General features: G+C 66.1%; 18 protein-coding genes and 1 pseudogene. 14 read left to right on the forward strand and 5 right to left on the reverse strand.

Going from position 1 to position 22,137, the window contains the following annotated elements:
- The first annotated feature begins 105 nt into the window (after nt 1-105).
- Genes KHC28_RS20265 through KHC28_RS20295 form a run of 7 tightly spaced genes read left to right on the forward strand, consistent with a single transcriptional unit; the run spans nt 106 to nt 6,845 of the window.
- Nucleotides 106-1,296 carry an LLM class flavin-dependent oxidoreductase gene (locus KHC28_RS20265; RefSeq protein ID WP_214010183.1) on the forward strand — a complete coding sequence of 397 codons (1,191 nt, stop codon included), beginning with the start codon at nt 106-108 and terminating at the stop codon, nt 1,294-1,296.
- A 52-nt stretch (nt 1,297-1,348) separates the two neighbouring features.
- Nucleotides 1,349-2,356, forward strand: a complete 1,008-nt coding sequence (locus KHC28_RS20270; protein ID WP_214010184.1) for an aldo/keto reductase — start codon at nt 1,349-1,351, stop codon at nt 2,354-2,356.
- Nucleotides 2,357-2,394: 38 nt separating this feature from the next.
- On the forward strand, nt 2,395-3,192 hold the full coding sequence (locus tag KHC28_RS20275; RefSeq protein ID WP_214010185.1) for an SDR family NAD(P)-dependent oxidoreductase: 798 nt from the start codon (nt 2,395-2,397) through the stop codon (nt 3,190-3,192).
- 12 nt (nt 3,193-3,204) lie between these two features.
- A complete protein-coding gene (locus KHC28_RS20280; protein ID WP_214010186.1) occupies nt 3,205-3,891 on the forward strand; it encodes an RraA family protein in 687 nt (228 codons plus the stop codon).
- Between the two features lie 6 nt (nt 3,892-3,897).
- The gene (locus KHC28_RS20285) at nt 3,898-4,359 is read left to right on the forward strand and encodes a tripartite tricarboxylate transporter TctB family protein (protein WP_214010187.1); all 462 of its coding nucleotides are present in this window, start codon (nt 3,898-3,900) and stop codon (nt 4,357-4,359) included.
- On the forward strand, nt 4,359-5,852 hold the full coding sequence (locus KHC28_RS20290) for a tripartite tricarboxylate transporter permease (protein ID WP_214010188.1): 1,494 nt from the start codon (nt 4,359-4,361) through the stop codon (nt 5,850-5,852). The genes KHC28_RS20285 and KHC28_RS20290 overlap by 1 nt, the downstream gene beginning before the upstream one ends.
- A 36-nt stretch (nt 5,853-5,888) precedes the next feature.
- On the forward strand, nt 5,889-6,845 hold the full coding sequence (locus KHC28_RS20295) for a Bug family tripartite tricarboxylate transporter substrate binding protein (RefSeq protein WP_214010189.1): 957 nt from the start codon (nt 5,889-5,891) through the stop codon (nt 6,843-6,845).
- A 189-nt stretch (nt 6,846-7,034) separates the two neighbouring features.
- Here the strand turns inward: KHC28_RS20295 and KHC28_RS20300 are convergent, their stop codons facing one another.
- The 4 genes from KHC28_RS20300 to KHC28_RS20315 are packed head-to-tail and all read right to left on the reverse strand — an operon-like array spanning nt 7,035 to nt 12,172.
- The gene (locus KHC28_RS20300) at nt 7,035-8,657 is read right to left on the reverse strand and encodes an ABC transporter substrate-binding protein (RefSeq protein ID WP_214010190.1); all 1,623 of its coding nucleotides are present in this window, start codon (nt 8,655-8,657) and stop codon (nt 7,035-7,037) included.
- A 19-nt stretch (nt 8,658-8,676) separates the two neighbouring features.
- A complete protein-coding gene (locus KHC28_RS20305) occupies nt 8,677-10,329 on the reverse strand; it encodes a dipeptide ABC transporter ATP-binding protein (RefSeq protein ID WP_214010191.1) in 1,653 nt (550 codons plus the stop codon).
- A 1-nt stretch (nt 10,330) separates the two neighbouring features.
- Nucleotides 10,331-11,191 (reverse strand): ABC transporter permease, encoded by an 861-nt coding sequence (locus KHC28_RS20310; protein ID WP_214010192.1) that lies wholly within the window; start codon nt 11,189-11,191, stop codon nt 10,331-10,333.
- A 6-nt stretch (nt 11,192-11,197) separates the two neighbouring features.
- The gene (locus KHC28_RS20315; protein ID WP_214010193.1) at nt 11,198-12,172 is read right to left on the reverse strand and encodes an ABC transporter permease; all 975 of its coding nucleotides are present in this window, start codon (nt 12,170-12,172) and stop codon (nt 11,198-11,200) included.
- 306 nt (nt 12,173-12,478) lie between these two features.
- Between KHC28_RS20315 and KHC28_RS20320 the strand changes: the two are divergent.
- The 7 genes and pseudogenes from KHC28_RS20320 to KHC28_RS20350 all read left to right on the forward strand — a co-directional run.
- Nucleotides 12,479-12,609: pseudogene (locus KHC28_RS20320) on the forward strand (TetR/AcrR family transcriptional regulator); the annotation flags it as partial.
- A gap of 232 nt (nt 12,610-12,841) precedes the next feature.
- Nucleotides 12,842-13,219: a MarR family winged helix-turn-helix transcriptional regulator gene (locus KHC28_RS20325; protein ID WP_376772769.1), complete on the forward strand. Its 378-nt coding sequence runs from the start codon at nt 12,842-12,844 to the stop codon at nt 13,217-13,219.
- A 43-nt stretch (nt 13,220-13,262) separates the two neighbouring features.
- Nucleotides 13,263-14,579: an MFS transporter gene (locus KHC28_RS20330; protein WP_214010194.1), complete on the forward strand. Its 1,317-nt coding sequence runs from the start codon at nt 13,263-13,265 to the stop codon at nt 14,577-14,579.
- 64 nt (nt 14,580-14,643) lie between these two features.
- Nucleotides 14,644-16,035: an MATE family efflux transporter gene (locus KHC28_RS20335; RefSeq protein WP_214010195.1), complete on the forward strand. Its 1,392-nt coding sequence runs from the start codon at nt 14,644-14,646 to the stop codon at nt 16,033-16,035.
- A gap of 65 nt (nt 16,036-16,100) precedes the next feature.
- Nucleotides 16,101-16,553 carry a MarR family winged helix-turn-helix transcriptional regulator gene (locus KHC28_RS20340; protein WP_214010196.1) on the forward strand — a complete coding sequence of 151 codons (453 nt, stop codon included), beginning with the start codon at nt 16,101-16,103 and terminating at the stop codon, nt 16,551-16,553.
- A gap of 137 nt (nt 16,554-16,690) precedes the next feature.
- Nucleotides 16,691-17,809 carry an efflux RND transporter periplasmic adaptor subunit gene (locus KHC28_RS20345; protein WP_214010197.1) on the forward strand — a complete coding sequence of 373 codons (1,119 nt, stop codon included), beginning with the start codon at nt 16,691-16,693 and terminating at the stop codon, nt 17,807-17,809.
- The gene (locus KHC28_RS20350) at nt 17,806-20,934 is read left to right on the forward strand and encodes an efflux RND transporter permease subunit (protein WP_214010198.1); all 3,129 of its coding nucleotides are present in this window, start codon (nt 17,806-17,808) and stop codon (nt 20,932-20,934) included. Before KHC28_RS20345 ends, KHC28_RS20350 begins: the two co-directional genes overlap by 4 nt.
- Before the next feature lie 414 nt (nt 20,935-21,348).
- Here the strand turns inward: KHC28_RS20350 and KHC28_RS20355 are convergent, their stop codons facing one another.
- Entirely contained in the window at nt 21,349-22,032 is a 684-nt protein-coding gene (locus KHC28_RS20355) for a GntR family transcriptional regulator (protein WP_214010199.1), read from the reverse strand.
- Nucleotides 22,033-22,137: the final 105 nt, after the last annotated feature.

The following is a 22,137-nucleotide window of genomic DNA, read 5'->3' on the forward strand; positions in this document are numbered from 1 at the left end:
AGCGGACTATTGACACCAGAGATTCTAAAAGTCTATGGAAAAAATAGATTAATTCGAGCCATCGCCGCATGCGTGGCGACCTCCCATGACGTCCGAAGGTGCTTCATGTCCCGTGATCCGCAATCACCGGCGCCGGCCGGCCCCGCAGGTACGGCGGACGAGCTGACGCCGCGCGAAAGGCTGGCGCGGCGGAGCTTCCTGGTCGGCCTGTTCCTGCCTGTCCAGAGCAGCGGATGGAGCTTTTCGAGCCTTCCCAGGAGCACCACCTGGCGCTTCGAGTACATCCGGACTCTGGTGCAGAGAGCGGAGGCGCTGGATTTCGATCTGGTGTTCGGGCTTGCCCAGTGGTTGAAGAAGGACGGCTACGGCGGCGATCTCGCCTATCGCGGCACCTCGCTCGATCCCTTCATCACCACCGCCGCTCTGGCGAGCGCGACGCAGCGCATCGCCCTCATCTCGACCGTGCATACGCTCTATGGCCTGCATCCGGTCCAGCTGGCGAAGTATGGCGCCACGCTCGACCACATCACCGGCGGGCGCTGGGGTGCCAATCTCATCACAGGTCACCGCACCTCCGAGTGGGGCATCTTCGGCAAAGAGGAGATCGAGCACGACCTGCGCTACGACATGCTGGGCGAGTTCACCGAATTCCTGGAAGCGCTCTGGCTGCGCGACGAGAATCTGAACCGCACCGGCCGCTTCTGGTCAGCTGCCGATGCCTACATCACGCCGCGTCCGGTGGACGGGCGCCCCATTCTCGTGACGGCAGGCACCTCGCCGGCGAGCATCGCCTATGCCGCGCGGCACGCCGACCTGATGTTCATCACCAGCCCCGGCGGCGCGGAGATCGACGCTGCGGTGGCGGCCCTGCCGGCGTTGACCGGGGCGGTTCACGCACAGGCCGCCGCGCAGGGGCGCCGGGTGCGTCCCATCATCAATCCGCTCATCATCTGCCGGGACACCGAGCGCGAGGCGCGCGCCACCTATGACGCCATTCTCGCCCATGGCGACGTCGAGGCCGCGCAGCGCTCGCTGGCCCGCGGCGACACCAAGTCATGGGCCAAGCACACGCTGGAGCAACGCATCGTCGGCGGCAACGTCCAGCTCATCGGCTCACCCGAGCAGGTGGCAGAGGGCATCTTGCGGCTGCGACAGGCGGGTTGCGACGGCATCCAGGTGAGCTTCTTCGATTTCGAGCCCGATCTCGAGCATTTCGGCCGCCGTGTGCTGCCGCTCCTCGCGCAAGCCGGGCTTCGCAACTTTGCCGGCGTTCCGGCCGACCAGGCCGTGGCCTGACCTTCCCTCTTGCCGGCGCAACGCACGCGGCAATCCCCAGGAGCCTTGCTTTATGACGTACCGTTATCTCGGGCGGAGTGGCGTGAAAGTCTCGCCGCTCTGCCTTGGCGCCATGATGTTCGGCACGGCGACCGACGAGGCCGTGGCGGGCGAGATCATCGCATCCGCGCGCGCCAGCGGCGTCAATTTCATCGATACCGCCAACAGCTATGGGAAGGGGCGCTCGGAGGAGATCGTCGGCCGGCACATTGCGGGCGATCGCGACCGCTGGGTGGTGGCGACCAAATTCGGCAGCAAGATCGGCGAGGGCCCCAATGAGGGCGGGATCTCCCGCAAATGGATCGTGCAGGCGGTCGAGGCGAGCCTCAAGCGGTTGGGCACCGACTATATCGACCTCATCTACTTCCACCGTGCCATCTTTGACTCCCCTCTGGAGGAATCCGTACGCGCGCTGGGTGACCTGATCTCGGCCGGCAAGATCCGCTACTATGGCGTGTCGAACTTCAGGGGCTGGCGGATTGCGGAAGTCGCGCGCCTCGCCGATGCCAACGGCATCGATAGGCCTATCGCCAGCCAGCCCTTGTACAATCTCGTCAACCGCTCGGCCGAGCAGGAGGAACTGCCCGCCGCGCGCTATTACGGGCTCGGCGTGGTGCCGTACAGCCCGCTGGCGCGAGGCGTCCTCACCGGCAAATACGCCGCCGACGCGCCGCCGCCCGCCGAAAGCCGCGCCGGCCGGGAGGACAAGCGGATCCACGAGGTCGAGTTCCGGCCGGAATCCCTGCGCATCGCCCAGCAGGTAAAGCTCCAGGCCGAGTCCAAGGGCTTCAATGCCGCCGACCTCGCCCTTGCCTGGGTGCTCAACAATCCGGTCGTCGTGTCGGCCATCGCCGGCCCGCGCACGCTGGAGCAATGGAAGAGCTACGCCCGCGCCCTCGAATACCCGTTCTCGCGCGAAGACGAACAGCTGATCGATGGGCTGGTGCCCGCCGGTCATCCCTCGACGCACGGTTTCACCGACCCCAGCCATCCGGTTGAAGGCCGTTCGTCCCGCGCGTGAGCGCCGGCCCAATCCCGATCGACAGCAGGAATGATCCAATGGACCTCCAATTGACCGGCAAGCGCGCCATCATCACCGGTGGCAGCAAGGGACTCGGGCTCGCCGCCGCGCATGCGCTGGCGGCGGAGGGCGTCGATATCGTCATCGCCTCCCGCAACCAGGATGTGGCCAAAGCTGCCGCCGCCGAGGTCGCGGCACGCAGCGGGCGCCGGGTCGTGGCCATCGCGACCGACACCGGAGACGACGCCTCCGTGCGGGCGCTGGTCGAGCGCGCGGTGGAGGAGCTGGGCGGCATCGACATTCTCGTCAACAGCGCATCGAACCAGCAGGTCGGGCGCGGCTATCAACGGCTGGCGGAGACATCCGACCAGGTGTTCTGGGACGACGTGAACATCAAGGTCGTCGGTTATCTGCGCACCGCCCGCGCCGTGGCGCCGCATCTCGTCAAGCAGGGCTGGGGGCGTATCATCAACATCAGCGGCCTCGGTGCGCGGCAGGCGCAGTCCATCGTGCGGACGATCCGCAATGTCAGCGTTTCGGCGCTGACCAAGAATCTCGCCGATGAACTCGGGCCGCACGGCGTCAATGTCACGGTCGTGCATCCCGGGACCACGCGTACCGAGACACTGCGCCAGCGCTTGCAGGCGCAGGCCGACCTGCAAGGCGTCGACGTCGCCGAACTGGAGCGCACGAAGTTCAAGAACTCCATCGGCCGCATCGTCGATGCGAGCGAGGTCGCCGACGTCATCACCTTCCTTGCCTCGCCGCGCAGCGTGGCCATCAACGGCGACGCCATCGCCGTCGGCGGTGGCCAGCCTGGCGTCGTCCATTACTGAGAGGCCGACCACATGGCTGCCCCCGCATTGCCCACCGGGCCCGACGCACTGGTCGACGCCTTCGCCGACATCTCCGTCGCGGTCATCTCCGACGCGCTGGACAATCTGCGCCTGCCCAACACGCTGATCGACGACGTGAAACCGATCGTCGGTCGGCGGGTGGTTGGCCGGGCCTATACGATCGAGCGCATCATCCTGCCGGTGAACGCGACGCAGGCCGAGATCGAGCCGAGCCTCGCGCTGGGTGTGCAGAAGGCGATCGACGCCGCCAGGCCGGGCACGGTGGTCGTGCTCGCCTCAGGCGGAGCCGACCGCAACTCCACCTGGGGCGGCAATATGGGGCTGCGGGCGGCGCTGCTCGGCGTTGCCGGAGCCGTCACCGACGGACCGTTGCGCGATATCGACGAGGCCGAGGAAATCGGTCTTCCCGTCTTCGGCACCGGCCTGAACCCGCGCCGCTCCATCGGAAGGCTGGCGACGGTCGCCATCGACGTTCCCGTCATCCTCAACGGCGTGCGCATTCGGCCCGGTGATCTCATCGTTGGCGACCGCGACGGGGTCATCGTGGTCGCCCCCGAACTGGCCGAGGCGATCCTGGCGGCCGCCGCAGGCTTGCGCGAAGCCGAGGCCGCGATCCAGGCGAGCGTGCGCGATGGCGTGTCGCTGGTCGATTCCATAAGCAAATTCAAGAAGTTCTGAGCCCACATGTCGCTCGTCGATGGTCCGCTGCGCAACCCGAGGCCCGTGATCGTCGGCGCGATCTTCGCGGCGAGCGGTACGGCCTTTCTTGTCACCGCCCAAGGCTATGAGGGGGGATCGGCCCTTCACATGGGGCCGGGCTACTTTCCCACGCTCGTCGCCGTACTGCTCGTGCTCATCGGCCTCGTAAATATCGGGTCGGCCTTTCGTGCGAGCGAGCGCGAGGGACTGCGTCATATCGCGTGGCGGCCGCTCCTGGTGATTGCGGCCGCCGTGCTGGTCTTCTCGGTGCTTATCGCCGCGACAGGGCTGATCCCGGCCATTGCCGGCCTGGTGGTGGTGAGCCTCTTTGCCACCGGTGTCCCATCCCTGCGCGAGACGCTGCTGCTGATCGTGGTGGTGGAGATCATCTGCCTGTCGATTTTCCATTTCCTTCTCGGGCTTCAGGTCCCGCTGGTCGTGTTGTGATGGATGCCCTCCACTCGCTGGCACTGGGCTTCCAGGTCGCCTCGTCGCCGCTCAACCTGTTCTACTGCCTGATCGGCGTCTCGCTCGGCACGCTGATCGGCATATTGCCTGGCGTCGGGCCGCTGCTGACCATCGCCATGCTCATCCCGCTGACTTTCGGCATGCCGCCGGAGAGCAGCGTGATCATGCTCGCCGGCATCTACTATGGCGCCTCCTATGGCGGCTCGACCGCCGCCATTCTCGTCAATCTCCCCGGCGAACCGTCGTCGGTGGTGACCTGCATCGATGGCCACCAAATGGCGCGGCAGGGGCGGGGAGGGGCGGCGCTGGCCATCGCGGCCATCGGCTCCTTCGTCGCCGGCAGCATCGGCACCGCGCTCATCGTGCTGTGCGCGCCGATCCTGCAGCAGTGGGTGATCAACTTCTCGCCGGCGGACTATGCCTCGCTCATCTTCATGGCGCTGATCGCGACCGCCACGCTGGTGCAGGGTTCGGTGCTCAACGGCATCGGCATGGCTTTGCTGGGGGTGCTGATCGGCCTCGTCGGCATGGATCCGATGACCGGGTCAAGCCGCTTCACCTTCGGCTCGCTCGAACTGATGGACGGCATCGACTTCGTGGTGGTCGCCATCGGTGTCTTCGCCATCGCCGAGATCGTGCAGACGCTCGACGAGAAGGAGAACCGCCCGGGCGAGGTGGCCGCGACGGGCAGCATCTGGCCAAGCCTCGCCGACCTCAAGGCCTCGTGGCTGCCGATCCTGCGCGGCACCGGCATCGGCGCGCTGTTCGGCATATTGCCGGGCACCGGTCCGACGATCAGCTCGATCGCCGCCTATTTCTTCGAGCGTCGCATCGCCCGTGATCCCTCTCGTTTCGGGCGTGGCGCCATCGAAGGCGTCGCTGCGGCGGAATCCGCGAACAATGCCGCGGCGCAGACCGGCTTCATCCCCACCATGACGATGGGCATCCCCGGCAGCGCCACCATGGCGATGCTGCTCGGCGCGCTGATGATGAACGGCGTTAACCCCGGCCCCAACATGATCAACCAGCGCCCGGAGCTGTTCTGGGGGCTCATCGCCAGCATGTGGATCGGCAATCTCATGCTGCTGATCCTCAACCTGCCGCTGGTCGGCATGTGGGTGAAGATCCTCAGCGTGCCCTATCGCTGGTTGTTTCCGGCGATCCTCGTCTTCTCGGCGCTCGGGCTGTACAGCCTGAACCTGCGGGCCTTCGATCTCTATCTGATGCTCGGCTTCGGTGTCGGCGCCTACCTGCTGGCACGCCTGCGCTGCGAGCCGGTGCCGTTCATCATCGGCATCATCCTCGGGCCGATGCTGGAAGAGCATTTCCGTCGGGCCATGGTGATCTCCCATGGCGACCCCGGCGTGTTCGTCACCAGTTGGCTCAGCCTCCTCTTCCTCGTCCTCTCGGTGCTCATCGTCCTGCTGATGGCGCCCCGCAAGCGCCTGCGCGCCGAGGCCGCGGCCATTTGACTACCCTTCTCCATCCGCATCCAAACGAGAGCACCCATGGTCCTTCGACGCCTGACGCTCGTCATCCTCGCCGTCACCGCCCTGACCGGCACCGTGCGAGCCGCCGACTATCCCTCCCGTCCCGTGCAGTACATTGTGCCCTTCGGTGCCGGCGGTGCAGCGGAACTCGCGTCGCGAGTGGTGACGGAGGGCTTCACAGAAATTCTCGGGCAGCCCTTCGTCGTGGAGAACCGCCCAGGCGCCAACGGTATCATCGGCACGGTGCAAGGCGCGAAGGCCGCGCCCGACGGTTACACATTGCTGCAGGCCAACGGCGCCACCTTCTCGGTCAATCCGCTGCTCTACAAGGCTGCAACCTACGATCCGACCAAGGACTTCACGCCGATCGGGCTGGTGGCCCGGCAGCCCTATGTCATCGCGGTGAGCGCCGGATTGCCGGTGAACACGCTCGACGAACTCATCGCGCTGGCCAAGGAGAGAGGCGGCAAGTTGACCTACGCCACGGGGTCGACCAGCCATCAACTGGCCGGCGAGCTTTTCCAGAAGGAAGCCGGCATCAAGCTGACGCATGTTCCCTACAATGCGACCAACCTCGCTTTGCCGGACGTCATTTCCGGCCGGGTCGACCTGATCGTCACGGCCGCCTATACGGCGGTGCCGCACCTCGGCAAGATCCGGCCGATTGCCGCAACCAGCGCGGAGCGCGCCAAGCTGCTGCCCGACGTCCCGACCTTCAAGGAACTGGGCTATCCCGATTTCGTGGTCGAGGGCTGGTTCGGCGTGTCCGCTCCCGCCGGTTTGGCACCTGAGGTGGTAAAGACGCTCAATACGGCTCTCAACAAGCATCTCGATCAACCCAAGGTGCGGGAAGCTTTCGACAAGGCTGGTTTCGAGGTGACGCCTTCCACGCCCGAGGAGTTCAGTGGCTTTATCAAGCGCGAACTGGACACGGGTCGCGAGGTGGTGCGGGCCGCGGGAATCGAGCCGCAATAGCCCCGCCATACGGGGGCAACTATGAGTGCGTTCTGGCGCATGTCGTGACGTCGCGGGGCAGTGTGGTGCGCGACGTCGGACATCCGTCCGACATTCAGGCCGCTTGGGCCGTCACCGCCTCGTCCACGGAGGAGGCTGAGGAGGACGGCGGCGCCGGTTCAGCCGCGCGCCGTCCTCCCCGGCTGCTGCTCAGGTATCCAGCCATGTGTTGTAGAACCAGGGATAGGAACGCGTCTGCCCGAAACCCCTCACATTGGGACGCAGGACGAAAACCTGAGAATCCTCAAGGAGTGGGATCGCGTAGACATTGTCGATGAGATAGTCCTGAAGCTCGCCGAGCAGCTCGGCACGGCGTTCGACATCGACCGCCGTGACATGATCGGCAAGAAGCTGCTCGAGCTTCTTGTCCTCGCCTTTGAGCCGGAAACGGTCGCCGAGCGTGCTGAGGTAGGAGACGGTCAGCGTATAGGGATCCTCCGACGGCCAGCCATTGCGGCGAAGCCCGACCGAGGGATCGGAGCTCACCGTCGGATAGCTGGAATAGTCGGTCTCCTTGATGTTCAGCTGGAGGCCAATGTTCTTCAGCTGCCACTGGATAAGCTGATAGAGCTGCTTCGACGTGTTGTCGTAGACGTCGACATAGATGTTGATCTCAAGCTTCTTGCCGTCTTTGCGCCGGATGCCGTCGGTGCCACGCTCGGTCCAGCCGGCGGCGTCAAGCCACTGGTTCGACTTCGCCGCATCGAAGGCAAATTTGGCCGACAAATCCTTGTAGCCCAGCGTGCCCGGCGCCAGCACGCTGGTCGCCACCTTCCAGTTGTCGGTGTAGAGCTTGGTGATGATCTCCTGCCGGTCGATACCGTGCAATATGGCGCGCCGGACATTGATGTCGTCGACGAAGGGGGCGCCGAAGCGGACCTCCAGGAAGTTGACGGTTCCGGGCGAACGCACCCCGACCACCTGATAGCCTGCCTTGACGAGCGGCTTCTCCTCGCTGGGCTGGACATAGCGCAGTGCGTGGCCCTGCCCGGACTTCAACGCGCCGAGGCGTACGCTGTCTTCCTCCACCGGGATGATGGTGATGGAATCGACATAGGCCTCGCCCTGGTTCTTCGCGGTGGCCGGTGCCCAGGCGTAACCCTGGCGACGGACGAGGACGGTTTCCTTGCCGGGAATCTCGGATTTGGCAATGAAGGGGCCGCTGCCGATCAGATTGGTGACGATGGCCTGCGTCTCGCGCGAGGCATCGATGGTCGCGTTGGAGACGAGGCCCGCCTTGACGGATGTGAGCGTGTGCAGGAACGGCGCATTCGGCTTGGCGAGCGTCACGGTCACGGCATGGCGCGCGTCGTCGGTGGTCACCGACGCGATCTGCGGGAACCAGGAATTGCGTGGAATGCCCTTGTCCTTGTCGCCGTTCGACTGCCATTCGAGGTTGCGCTTGACGCTGGCGAGATCGAGCGCGGTGCCGTCGCTGTAGGTGACGCCGCGCCGGATGACGAAGTCGTAGACGGTGCCGGAAGCGTCGATCGACCAGCTCGAGGCGATCCAGGGCTTCAGCTCCAGCGTGTCGGGATCCTTGAAGACCAGCCGGTCGAGCAGATGGTTGATGACGGCGCTGGTCTGCCAGAAGCTTGAGCCGGTGAGCTGGAACGATGTCGTCCGCTCGGCATCGAGATAGATCAGCTCGCCACCGCGCTTGGGCGTTGTGCCCGGTGCCTGCGTCTGCGCCGCCGCGTGGCCAATGGGGGTGAGCGGCAGGGCGGCGACCGCGACGGTGCCGAGGAGGAAGTCTCTGCGGTTGAAGGTCATGGCTTGGGTTCCGTTCAGGTCAGGCGGCCGAGCGAAAGCTCCCGCGTCCGGGGACGGCGGCGAGCAGGTCGGCGGTGTATGAATGGGAGGGGCTGCTGAGAATGCGGTCGGCAGGTCCCGTCTCGACGACCCGGCCGGTGGAGAGCACGGTGATCTCGTCGGCGATCTGCCGCACCAGGCTGAGATCGTGGGAGATGAAGAGATAGGTGAGGCCGTTGCGCTGCTTCAGCTCCATGAGAAGCTCGACCAGCCGGGCCTGCACCGTGACATCCAGCGCCGAGGTCGGCTCATCGAGCACGAGGAGTTCCGGCTGCAGCAACAGGGCGCGGGCGATGGCGACGCGCTGGCGCTGGCCGCCGGACAGATCGCGCGGCCGCCGCTCGAGAATGCTCTCGGGCAGGCCGACCTGTTCGAGGGTCGCCCGGATCGAGTCATGCCGTTGCGCCGCGTTCCCCAACCGATGGATGCGAAGCGGCTCGGCGAGGGCTTCGGCGATGGTGAACTTCGGATCGAGTGCCGCCAGCGCGTTCTGGTAGACGAGTTGCAGCGTTCGAGCGTGGTGGTTGGTGGTCGGCGGATGCAGCGGCAATGTCCGGCCGGCGACCGTCACGCTGCCGCTGTCGAAGCTCGAAAGTCCCGCGACGATCCGTGCGGCGGTGGTCTTCCCCGAGCCTGATTCCCCAACAAGCGCATGGACGGCACCGCGCGTCACCGTAAAGCCCACTTTGTCGAGCGCCGTTGCAGCCTGCCCGGTCCAGCGGTTGCGGAAGGTCTTGGTCAGGTCGCGTATCTCAATCGCCGGCACGGCGGCGAGCGGACCGCGTGCGTGGCGCAGCGCGTCGAACTTGTCGGGCGAGAGGGCTGGCGCGTCGGCGAGAAGCTGGACTGTGTAGCTGTCGCGCGGCGCGCTCATGACGGTGGCGGTGTCGCCGGTCTCGCGCACCGCGCCGTGATTGAGCACGACGAGCCGGTGGCTGCGTTCCTTGGCAAGGGCGAGGTCGTGGGTGATCAGCAGTAGCGAGAGGGATAGCTCATCCTGCAGATCCTCGATCAGGTCGAGGATCCGTCTCTGCACGGTGACGTCCAGCGCCGAGGTCGGCTCGTCGGCGACCAGCAGCGAGGGGCGCGCGGCGACGGCGATGGCGATGAGCACGCGCTGGAGCTGTCCGCCGGATAGTTCGTGCGGATAAGCGTCGAAGCGCAGTCGCGGCTCCCTGATGCCGACCCGGTCGAACAGCCCGATCGCCTGCTCTCGCGCCTCGGAACGACGGGCGATACCGTGTAAAACGAGGCTTTGCGCCAGTTGATGACCAACGCGTTGCAGCGGGTCGAGCGAACCGAGCGGGTCCTGCGGGATGAAGCCAAGCACCTTGCCGCGCAGCTTCTGCCAGCGGCGGCGATCGTGATGAGTGACCCGCTCGCCCCGCAGATGCACCTCGCCATGGACGATCCGGCCGTTGGCTGGCAGCAGCCCGGCTGCCGCCAGAGCCAGCGTGCTCTTGCCAGAGCCCGACTGGCCGACCAGCGCCAGCGTCTCGCCGGCCGCGATGTCGAAGGACACGCCGTGGAGTGCCGGGGAGTCGAGACGATCCCGCCGGCCGCCATAGACGACGGCAAGGTCGCGGACAGACAGGACCGGAAGGTTGAGGCGAGTGGATTCGTCGTTGTCCATATCAGGCCACCCGCTCGCGCAGGAAATGGCTGATATGGCTGATCGCCAGTACCGATGCGACGACGACCAAGCTGGGAAGGAACACCATCCATGGCGAGGAAACGACATATTCGCGCCCCTCGGCGACCAGCAGGCCCCATTCGGGATCGGGCGGCGCGGCGCCATAGCCGAGGAAGCTCAGCGAGGCGATCCACAAGATGGCGGCGCCGAACTGCAGAGCGGTCAGCGACAACACCGAACCATAGGCGTTCGGCAATATGTGCCGACGCAGCACGCCCCAGCGGCTTTCGCCAAGATGGAAGCTCGCCTCGACAAAGCCGAGTTCCTTCACCGTGAGTACTTCGGAGCGCATCAGCCGGGTGAAGACCGCGACGGAAGCTATGCCGACGGCGATCGCTGCGTTGAGCGCGCCGAAACCGAGGGAGACGACGATCACCATCGACAGCAGCAGGCCGGGGATCGACAGCAGCACGTCGACGGCCCGCCCGATGACCGCATCGACGGTCTTGCCGAAATAGGCGGAGGCGATGCCGAGCATGATTCCACCGAACAGGCCGATCACCACCGCAACCAGCGATCCCGCGATGGTTCGCCAGGTTCCGTGGATCACCCGCGACAGCAGATCGCGACCGAGATAATCGGTGCCGAAGGGATGGGTCAGCGATGGCGCTTGCAGTGTCGCACCGGGATCGGGGACCAGCGGGTCATAGGGCGTGAGAAGCTGCGGCGCGATCACCGCTACAAGAAGAAACCCGGCGAAGCCCAGGGCCAGCGTATCGGCGACGGAGAGGCCGCGCAGAAGCGGCGGCAGGGTGGGCAGCCGGCGACGCGGAATGGCAGAGTATTCAAGCTGTTCGGTCATCTCGTTCTAATCCGATGCTTGGTCTGCGGTGGCGGGGATCGGGCGCGCGGCGATGCGGGGATCGATCAGCGGGTAGATCAAGTCGGTAACCAGCACGGTCAGTGCGAAGACGGTCGACACCAGCATTACGACAGCGAGGATCACCGGCGCGTCCTGTTCGCGTACCGCTTGCTGGGTGAGGAAGCCGATTCCGGTGCGCGAGAAGATGGTTTCCGTCACTACCGAGCCGGCCAGCAATTCGCCGAGCGTCAGTCCAAGCAGCGTGACGGTGGGGATCGCGGCGTTGCGCAGCACGTGGCCAAGCACGATGCGCGCTTCGCCGAGGCCCCGCGCGCGCAGCACGGTGACGAAGGGCTCGCCATAGGCGCGGTTCAGTCCCTGGATCAGCACCTGCGCGATCGGCCCGGAGACCGCGATTGCCAATGCCAGCGCCGGCAGGATCACCGACTTGAAACCCTCGTCGCGAATGGCCGAAACCCAGCCGAGCTGGAAGGAGAACAGCTGCAGCAGCAAGAAGCCAACGAGGAAGCTGGGCGTTGCCAGAAACGCACCCGGCAGTGCGCGCGCGATCCCCCTGATCACCGAAGACGGCGCGAAGGCCGCCGCCAGAGCGATGGTGAAGGCGATCACCCCGGTGAAGAGCAGCGCGGTGGAAGCAAGGGCGAGGGTCTGCGGGATCGCCTGCAATATGAGCGAAGCCACCGGTTTCCCGGTAGTGAGCGAGTAGCCGAGATCACCCTGCGCGAGACGCCGGAGAGCGATCCAGAACTGGTCGAGCCCGCTGCGGTCGACATGATAATATTGCAGCAGGATCTTCGCATCGGCCGCCGGAATCGGGTTCTGAGGGTTTTCGATTTGCTGCTGGATGGGATCGCCTGGCAGGATGAATAAGATGAAGAAAACCAAGACATAGGTGAGAATAACGACCAGAACGGTCTGGGCGATGCGTCGCGCGGTATAGGAGTGCAATGCAGCAGGCATTGATTTCGTTCGATGATGAGAGCGGATCAATATGGCGGTTGTATATCGCCTTGCGTTCTTGAATCGCGATGAAACGAACAAGGGATTTACTGCGCCGACAGGCGTCGCAGGCTGAAAACGTTACCGTCTTATGGTCGGCTCCGGCAATAGTCTGTTATTTTTATATTCTGTGTCCTGGTGGAGGACTGTTCTCGTCCAATCCCTTGGCGCAGATGATTAAGCCGCATGGCAAGGCAGGGGGTAAACGGAGGACGAGGTTCGCGTGCACAGGAGGATAATGGCTTCGGTAAGCGCCGCCGCCGGAGTTTGGCTGCATCTCACGGCGCGACCTGGTGCCTGGATGGATACGCGGAGATATTCCGCCCGGCCTTGGCCAACGACAATCGCAGGTGCCTGTGCGGATCATGAGCGCCGAACTCGATGACCTGCCCGGAGAGGCCGCGTGCGTTGACGCCCTCGAGATCGACGCCATGCCGGATCGGATGGCGCAAACCTCGTTGCGTGAAGCCTAATTCCAGACTCTGCCGTGCGCCACCGCGCGGAAAGGCGATGCCATGCGTTGCGCCGCGCTCTCCGCTCGCGGATCGCAGGCATCCCCCATCCGCAAAAAGTTGACGCGTGATCGTTGCGGGCATATACCCCTTATTCATGTCGACACCTTGCCATTGTGTGCAACTCAGGAAAGCGGCCCGAAAGATCGGGGCGCAGTACGATGCGGCGCTTGCGCCGATCGGCATCAACATCGCGCAGTTCTCGCTGTTGCGGGCGGTTGAGCGAGGGCAGCCGGTCAGCCTCACCGAGCTCGGCCGGACCCTCGATCTCGACCGCTCGACCATGGGGCGCAATGTCCGCGTCGTGGAGAAGCTCGGCCTGGTCCGGCTGGACCGCGGTGAGGACCAGCGCGAGGCGGTGGTGTCGCTGAACGAACACGGCGTGGCGGTACTGCGGTTGGCCGAACCGCTATGGGAGCGATGCCAGCGGCAGGTGGCCGATCAACTGGGCCCGACGCGGCTCCAGCTGCTCGGCGAACTTAGCCAGCTGTTCTGAAAATTTGCTCAAACGCGGGTATATACCCGATACGGATGGGATCATGCCGACCGAACGCTCGATCGCCACTAGTGGGGCGCTCCCTGCCTTCTTCCACCGCCGCCATATCCACTATGGCTGGGTGGTCGCCGCCGTCACCTTCCTGACCATGCTCGTGACGGCGGGCGCGGTCGGGGCGCCCGGTGTGCTGATCGGGCCGCTTCAAAAGGAGTTCGGGTGGACGACGGCCGACATCTCGTCGGCCTTTGCCGTCCGGCTGGTGCTGTTCGGCCTGCTCGGGCCGTTCGCCGCGGCCTTCATGAACCGCTTCGGCATCCGGCCCGTCGCGCTCGTCGCGCTGGCATTGATCGGCACGGGCGTGCTCGGCTCTTTCGCGATGAGTGAGGTGTGGCACCTCGTGGCGCTCTGGGGCGTCGTCGTCGGCTTCGGCACCGGGCTGACCGCCATGGTCCTGGGCGCCACGGTTGCGACGCGCTGGTTCTCGGCGCGGCGCGGCCTCGTGGTCGGGTTGCTCACCGCGAGCACGGCGACCGGCCAGTTGGTCTTCCTGCCGCTGCTCGCCTCGCTGACGGAAACGTTCGGCTGGCGCAGCGCGCTTTCCTTCGTACTCGCCATGCTGCTGCTGGCGGCCATTGCCGTGCTGGTGCTGATGCGCAACCGCCCCGCCGATATCGGGCTGGCGCCCTATGGTGCGACCACGCCGGTCCCGGCGCCCTCCGCCGCGCCCACGACCTTCCGGGCAATGCTGGCCTCGCCACTGATCGCCCTGAGGGATGCGGCGCGGTCGCGCACCTTCTGGGTGTTGTTCGGCACCTTCTTCGTGTGCGGTGCCAGCACCAACGGGCTGGTGCAGACGCATTTCGTCTCGCTGTGCGGCGATTTCGGCATCCTGCCGGTGGCCGCCGCCGGCATGCTGGCCATCATCGGCATCTTCGACTTTGCCGGCACCGTCGGCTCCGGTTGGCTCTCCGACCGCTTCGACAGCCGCACCTTGCTGTTCTGGTATTATGGCCTGCGCGGGCTGTCGCTGGTCTATCTGCCCTTCACCAGCTTCAGCTTCTACGAGCTGTCGATCTTCGCCATCTTCTACGGGCTCGACTGGGTCGCGACCGTGCCGCCGACGGTGAAGCTGGTGGCGGACCGCTTCGGCGAACGGGCCAACCTGGTGTTCGGCTGGGTGTTCGCCGGCCATCAGCTGGGCGCCGCCTTCGCCGCCTGGGGGGCCGGCTTCAGCCGCACCGCCTATGCCAGCTACCTGCCAGCCTTCTTCCTGGCCGGCGTGCTCTGCCTGCTGGCCGCCCTCGCCATCCTGGTCATCCGCGAGCCGCGCCAGTCCGCGCTGGCGCCGGCGGCGAGTTGAACCGCGCCTAGCTCGCCGATCACAGGGACTTCCGACGCTCACGGCCAACGACGAAGACCGAACCATGACCGATATCGCCGCCACCTCGCCGGTTCCCGACACTCCGCTCGGGACCGGCATCGACCACCGGACACGGCGTCTGCTGGAGGCGCCCATCCTGCCGCTGCTGATCCGGCTCGCCTGGCCGAACGTGCTGATCATGCTCGCCCAGGCTTCCGCCGGGTTGATCGAAACCTGGTGGGTGGCCAAGCTCGGCACGGATGCGCTGGCCGGCATGGCCCTGGTGTTTCCGGCAGTGATGCTCATGACCACGATTTCCGCCGGCGCTATCGGCGGGGGCATTTCCTCCGCCGTGGCGCGGGCGCTCGGCGCCGGGCGGCGCGAGGCCGCGGATGCGCTGGTGCTGCACGCCGTCGCCGTCAACATTCTATTCGGCCTCGGCTTCTCGGCGCTTTTCCTGCTCTTCGGCCGGCAAATCTATGGCTTCCTCGGCGGATCGGGCGGCGAACTCGAGGCGGCGCTGGTCTATTCCAACGTGGTGTTCGCCGGAAATGTGCTGACCTGGCTGATGAACGGGCTCGCCAGCGTGGTGCGCGGCACGGGCAACATGCTTTTCCCTGCCATCGTGACCTGCGTCGGCGTGGTGCTGCTCATCCCAATTTCGCCGTTGCTGATCTTCGGCGTCGGCCCGTTGCCGGGCTTCGGCATCGCCGGGGGAGGTCTGGCGCTCGTGGCCTATTACGCCTGCGGCGCGGTCGCCATGGCGTGGTACATCCTCTCCGGCCGCAGCCCCGTCCGGCTGAGCTGGGTTCGGCTGCACTGGGCGCCGCTCGCCGGCATCCTGCGGGTGGGCGCGCTGTCGGCTCTCCAGTCGATCCAGACCAACGTCATCATCGCCGGCACCACGGCCCTGGTTGCCGCGCATGCCGGCGTCAACGCCGTGGCGGGCTTCGGCACCGCCGTGCGGCTGGAATATCTGCTCATTCCGCTCATCTTCGGCATCGGCGCGCCCATGGTCGCCATGGTCGGCACCAATATCGGGGCAGGGCGCGGCGACCGGGCACTCAAGATCGCGATGGCCGGCGCCGGTCTGGCGTTCGGCGTCACCGAAGCGATCGGGCTCGCCGCGGCGCTGTTTCCGCATGCCTGGCTGACGCTGTTCAGCGCCGAGCCGGCGATGATCGAGACCGGCAGCGCCTATCTCCGCATCGTGGCACCGTTCTACGGCTTCTTCGGAATCGGCCTGTCGCTCTACTTCGCGGCGCAGGGAGCCGGCCGCCTGTTCTGGCCCCTGATCGGCGGGTTTGTGCGCGTGGTGATCGCCCTTGGCGGTGGATGGATCGCGCTGCGCCTCTGCGGCTCCCTGTCGGGCCTGTTCGCGGCGCTCGCCGTCGCGGTCGTCGCCTATGGCGTGACGGTCTTCGTCGCGGTCCGGTCGGGGCTCTGGTTGCGCTGAGCCGGGCTTGCCGACGACGGGGCCGTGTCGTTGACAATAGGTGTATATGCACGTAGATTCCAACCATGAGTTTCGCGGATATCATATCGCCAGCCCTGATCCAGGAGGTGGGGCAGGCGTGCCTCTGCCGGCGCGTGCAGCGCGCCAGCCGCAGCGTCGGCAAGCGTTTCGACGACGCCTTTCGTGCAGTCGGCATCAACAATTGGCAATTCACCATGCTGATGTCGCTGGCCACGCCGGAGCCGCGCACGGTCAACCAGATCGCCGCCGAGCTCGGCATGGATCGGACGACCACCACCAAGAACCTGCGCCCTCTGGAGCGGCGCGGGCTCATCGAGATCCGGCCCGACGCGAAGGATGGCCGCGTGCGGCGCGTGCTGCTGACGGAGGCGGGGGACCGGCTGCTTGCCGAGGCGCTGGTGCAGTGGCGCGGCGTCAATGAGCGCCTGGCGGCGTCACTGACCGGCGAGCAGCTGCAGGCGCTGCGCGGGGCGCTGGAGATCATCTCCATCGACTGAACGCGAGGCGGAGACGTCGCCACCGGGCGGGGCAGTCTCCACTAGATAAGTGCATATACACCTTTATTCCCGACGGGTCGGGGTCGGGCGCGGTCAGCCCCGGTCCCGGGCGGGAGCGGGCAGTCGGGAGCGGATAGATGCGTCACCTCAGGAAGGTTGTTCTCGGCTCGGCGGTGCTTCTCGTCGCCGGCGGCGTCGGCTTCATCATGTTTGCGCGCCCGGGACCGGCGACGCCGGCTCCGGAAGATCCGCGCCAGGCGCCCCCGCTGGTGCGTACCGCCGAGGTGCGCCCCGCAACAGCCTCGGAGCGCGCCTTCACCGGGGTGATTTCGGCCCGCGTGCAGGGCAATCTTGGCTTCCGCGTCAACGGCAAGATCGTCGAGCGTCTGGTGGATGTCGGCGAACGCGTCGTGGCGGGACAGCCGCTGATGCGCATCGATCCCAAGGATCTTGAACTCGCCCGCACCGCCCGCGACAACGCTGTGGCGGCGGCGCAGGCGCAGGTGGTCCAGGCCGAGGCGGATGAGACGCGCTATAGCCGCCTCGTCGCCGATGGTTGGACGCCGAGGCAACGCTATGAGCAGGCAAGAGCGGCGCTCGACACCGCCCGCGCCCAGCTCGAGGCGGCCCGCGCCGAAGCCGAGGTGGCGCGCAACGAAACCGGCTACGCCGAGCTGCGCGCCGATGCCGATGGCACGGTGGTGGAGACCCTGGGCGAACCCGGCCAGGTGGTCTCTGCCGGTCAGGTTGTCATCCGCCTCGCCCATGCCGGCGCCCGCGAAGCCACGGTGAACCTGCCGGAAACCTCCCGCCCCATCGTGGGCAGCGGGGCTGAAGCCAGGGTGTATGGTATCGGGACCGGACGTTCGCACGCGCAATTACGGCAGTTGTCGGATTCCGCCGACCCGACGACCCGCACCTATGAGGCACGCTATGTGCTGGACGGCGAGGCCGCACAGGCCCCGCTCGGCGCTACCGTGACTGTTTGGCTGGCGCGTACCGATGACGCGGGTAAGGCGGAGACCGAAATCCCTCTCGGCGCCATCCTTGACGACGGGCGCTCCAGCGGCGTCTGGGTCATTGGCCCCGATAGCTCTACCGTCGCCCGGCGAGCGGTCGCCATCCGCCGTCTCGGGGAGGAAACCGCGGTCGTCACCGGCCTCGATCCCGGCGAAACCATCGTGGCGCTCGGCGCCCATCTCCTTCATGAAGGCGACCGCGTGCGTGCGGCCGAGACCCGGACCGCCGCCCAATGACCGGTTTCAATCTCTCCGCTCTCGCCGTCCGCGAGCGGGCGATCACCTTGTTCTTCCTCATCGGAATCGCGCTGGCCGGCACCTTCGCCTTCCTCAAGCTGGGTCGGGCGGAAGACCCTTCCTTCACGGTGAAGGTGCTGACCGTCACCGTCGCCTGGCCTGGCGCCACTGCCGAGGAGATGCAGGAACTCGTCACCGAGCCGCTGGAGAAGCGGCTGCAGGAGCTGCGCTGGTACGACCGTGTCGAGGCGCTGATGCGCCCGGGCCTCGCTTTCCTCACCGTGACGCTGCGCGACGACACGCCGCCCGCCGAGGTGCCCGAGCAGTTCTACCAGGCCCGCAAGAAGATGGGCGACGAGGCCCGCAATCTGCCGACCGGTGCCGTCGGTCCCTTCGTGAACGACGAGTATTCCGACGTCACCTTCGCGCTCTACGCGCTGCGCGCCCCCGGCATGGCGCCGCGCCTGCTGGTCCGGCAGGCGGAGGCGATCCGCCAGCGTTTGCTGCACGTGCCGGGCGTCAACAAGGTGAACATTCTCGGCGAGCGTCCCGAGCGCATCTTCGTCGCGTTCTCCTATCCGCGGCTCGCCACGCTGGGCATCTCGGCACAGGACCTCTTCACGGCCCTGGCGCGGCAGAACGCCATCACTCCTGCCGGATCCATCGACGCCGACGGCCCGCAGGTGATCGTGCGCCTCGAGGGTGCCTATGACGACCTGCAGAAGATCCGCGACACGCCGGTGGTCGCCGGCGGACGCACGCTGAAGCTCTCGGACATCGCCGAGGTGACCCGCGGCTACGAGGATCCGCCGACCTTCCTCATCCGCAACCAGCAGGAGCCGGCATTGGCGCTCGGCGTCGTCATGCGGACCGGCTGGAACGGGCTCGATCTGGGCAAGGCCCTGGAGGCCGAGACGGCGAAGATCGCCGGCCGGCTGCCGCTCGGCATCACGCTGGCCAAGATCACCGACCAGGCGGTGAACATCACCGAGTCGGTGAACGAGTTCATGCTGAAATTCTTCATGGCGCTCGGCGTGGTGCTGCTGGTGAGCCTGCTCAGCCTCGGCTGGCGGGTTGGCATCGTGGTGGCCGCGGCCGTGCCGCTCACCCTCGCCGCCGTCTTCGTCATCATGCTGGAGACCGGCCGCTTCTTCGATCGCATCACGCTCGGCGCGCTCATCCTCGGGCTCGGCCTGCTCGTCGACGACGCCATCATCGCCATCGAGGTGATGGTGGTGAAGATGGAGGAGGGCATGGACCGCATCAAGGCGGCCGCCTATGCCTGGAGCCATACGGCGGGGCCGATGCTGTCGGGCACGCTGGTGACGATCATCGGCCTGATGCCGGTTGGCTTCGCGCATTCCTCGGCCGGCGAATATGCCGGCAACATCTTCTGGATCGTTGCTTTCGCGCTGATCGTCTCATGGTTCGTGGCGGTGGCCTTCACACCCTATCTCGGTGTGAAGCTGCTGCCCGATATCAAGCCCATCGAGGGCGGTCATCACGCCATCTACGGCACGCCGAGCTACCGGCGGCTGCGCGCCATGATTTCCTGGGCGGTACGGCACAAATTCGTCGTCGCCGGCGCGGTGGTGCTGGTCTTTGCCGTATCGGTGGTCGGCATGGGCAAGGTGCGCCAGCAGTTTTTCCCGGTCTCCGACCGGTCGGAAGTGCTGGTGGAGGTGCGGCTGCCGGAAGGAACCAGCATCGCCGTCACCGAGGGAGCCGTGAAGCAGGTGGAGGGCTGGCTGCGTCAGCAGCCGGAAGTCGAGATCGTCACCTCCTATATCGGCCAGGGCGCGCCGCGCTTCTTCCTCGCCATGGCGCCGGAACTGCCGGATCCGGCCTTCGCCAAGATCGTGGTGCTGACGCCCGACGCCGAGGCCCGCGAGGCGCTGAAGCTGAAGCTGCGCCAGGCAGTGGCCGAGGGCCTGGCGCCGGCCGCCTATCTGCGTGTGACCCAGCTGGTGTTCGGGCCGTACACACCGTTCCCGGTCGAGTTCCGCCTGCGTGGCCCCGATTCCGTCGTGTTGCGCGGTATCGCCGACGAGGCGCTCGCCCTCATGCGCGCCAATCCCAACACCCGGCAGGCCAACCAGGACTGGGGACGGCGCGCGCCGACACTGCGCTTCGTGCTCGACCAGGACCGGCTGCGGCTCATTGGCCTTTCCCCGGCCGAGGCGGCGCAGCAGCTGCAATTCCTGCTCACCGGCGTGACGGTCACGCAGGTGCGCGAGGACATCCGCACCGTCGACATCGTCGCGCGAAGCGCGGGTGAGGAGCGTCTCGACCCGGCGCGCCTGTCCGACTTCACTCTCACCTCGCGGGACGGCAAGCTGATCCCGCTGGACCAGATCGGCCATGTGGAAGTCCGCATGGAAGAACCAATCCTCAAACGCCGCGACCGCATCCCCACCATCACCCTGCGCTCCGATATCGCCGAGGGTTTGCAGCCGCCGGAAGTGTCGAAGGAACTGATGGCCGCCTTCCAGCCGCTGATGGATCGCCTGCCGGAGGGCTACAGCCTGGAGATGGCCGGCTCCATCGAGGAGGCGGGCAAGGCGAACGTGGCGCTCGCCGCCGTCTTCCCGCTCATGCTCGCGCTGATGCTGGCGGTGATCATGGTGCAGGTGCGCTCGTTCTCGGCGACGGCCATGGTCATGCTGACCGCGCCGCTCGGCCTCGTCGGCGCGGTGCCGACGCTGCTGGTCTTCGACCAGCCCTTCGGCTTCAACGCCATCCTCGGCCTGATCGGCCTCGCCGGCATCCTGATGCGCAACACGCTGATCCTCATCGGCCAGATCCATACCAACCAACAGGAAGGGCTGGACGCCTATCACGCGGTGGTGGAAGCCACGGTGCAGCGCGCCCGGCCGGTGCTCCTCACGGCGCTGGCGGCGGTACTGGCCTTCATCCCGCTGACGCATTCGGTGTTCTGGGGTTCGCTCGCCTACACGCTGATCGGCGGCACGGCGGTCGGCACGGTGCTCATCCTCATCTTCCTGCCGGCGCTTTATGCCATCTGGTTCCGTGTGCGGGCGCCGGCGCCATCGCGCACGCCCCATGATGCCGCGCCCCACGATCCGGCGGCCGCCGCCGATCGCCTGTTGGCCGCCGGCGAGTAGACGGTTGGGTTGGGTGGCCGGAGTTTGTCGCCGAGTGGCGCGGGATTGGATCGCCTCGGTGGGGGCGGGCTGGCCTCCCAATCCGCGTGCTGGCTGAGCCCATGCGCTTCTGCAGCGGGCACGTCTTGCGTAGGCCGGCACCGGCCGATGGCGCAAGCATGCCACGGCCAAGCTGTCGAACCGTTTCCCTTAGCGAGAAGGGGGGGCGACGCCCTGGATGTCAATCAAGAGGCGCAATCACGGCGCGGACCAGCAATACCGGTCAGATCATCGTCCACGCATCCGTTCTCGCGCAGGATATTCCGCAAGAGGTCGGTGCGACGTGACATCTCTCAGATCGTAGAGATGTCTGCAGTATCTCAATGAACCATTGAAAACTAAACTCGTCAGTCTTGCCCCTCTCCTCGACACTCTCTATCGAGGCCGCCGGGCTCCGTCCGACTCTATGTCCTTGATCAGCGACAGATAGCGCTCGACGGCCTTGTGGAACTTGGCCTGCCAAATTCTTTGCGCTTCCTCGCAGTTACCATCGCGGACCGCCTCGTAGAGCTTGACGACGTATTTTTCCGAGTCGCCTTTACGGTCAGTGTAGACGACGGAAAGTAGATTATTGAAGCGCCTGACATCCCCCGTGAGCTCGGAGAAGTATCGCATCGTGCGCTGAAGCCCGGTGGCATCGATGATCGCTTGCTGGAATTCGAAGTCGTTCATCACCGTATGTGATTGATCCTCGAGCGTCGCATATTTCGTCGAATTCTGGGCAAGCTTCTCAAGCCGCTTGAGCACGCTCGGCGATACCCTGCCGGGTTCCGACAGCAGATGGTCGAGCGCAATCCTGCCAAGCGCCATCCGGATATTGTAGACGTCGATGACGCTGTGCGGGTCCACCGCGCTGACCGAGGCGCCTTTGTTGCGCTGGATATCGACGAATCCCTCGCGGGCCAGAAGGCGCAATGCCTCGCGCACGGGATGCCGCGAGACATTCAGCATGTCGGTCAGTTGCTGCTCCACCAGCCGATCACCCGGCTTGAAATGCCCGGCGATGATGGCGTTGCGGATCTGCTCGGCAGCAAACTGCGTGCTTTCCTGCTGTGTCATGGGAGTCAGAATGGCGCTGGTCGCGCTTGCTTGTCGCATCGAGAACCCTATAGGCGACCGCTGGAGATCGGCTGCGCGCCATCAAAGATGTAGATTATATACGAA

Source organism: Ancylobacter sonchi, assembly GCF_018390695.1.
GTDB classification, from domain to species: domain Bacteria; phylum Pseudomonadota; class Alphaproteobacteria; order Rhizobiales; family Xanthobacteraceae; genus Ancylobacter; species Ancylobacter sonchi.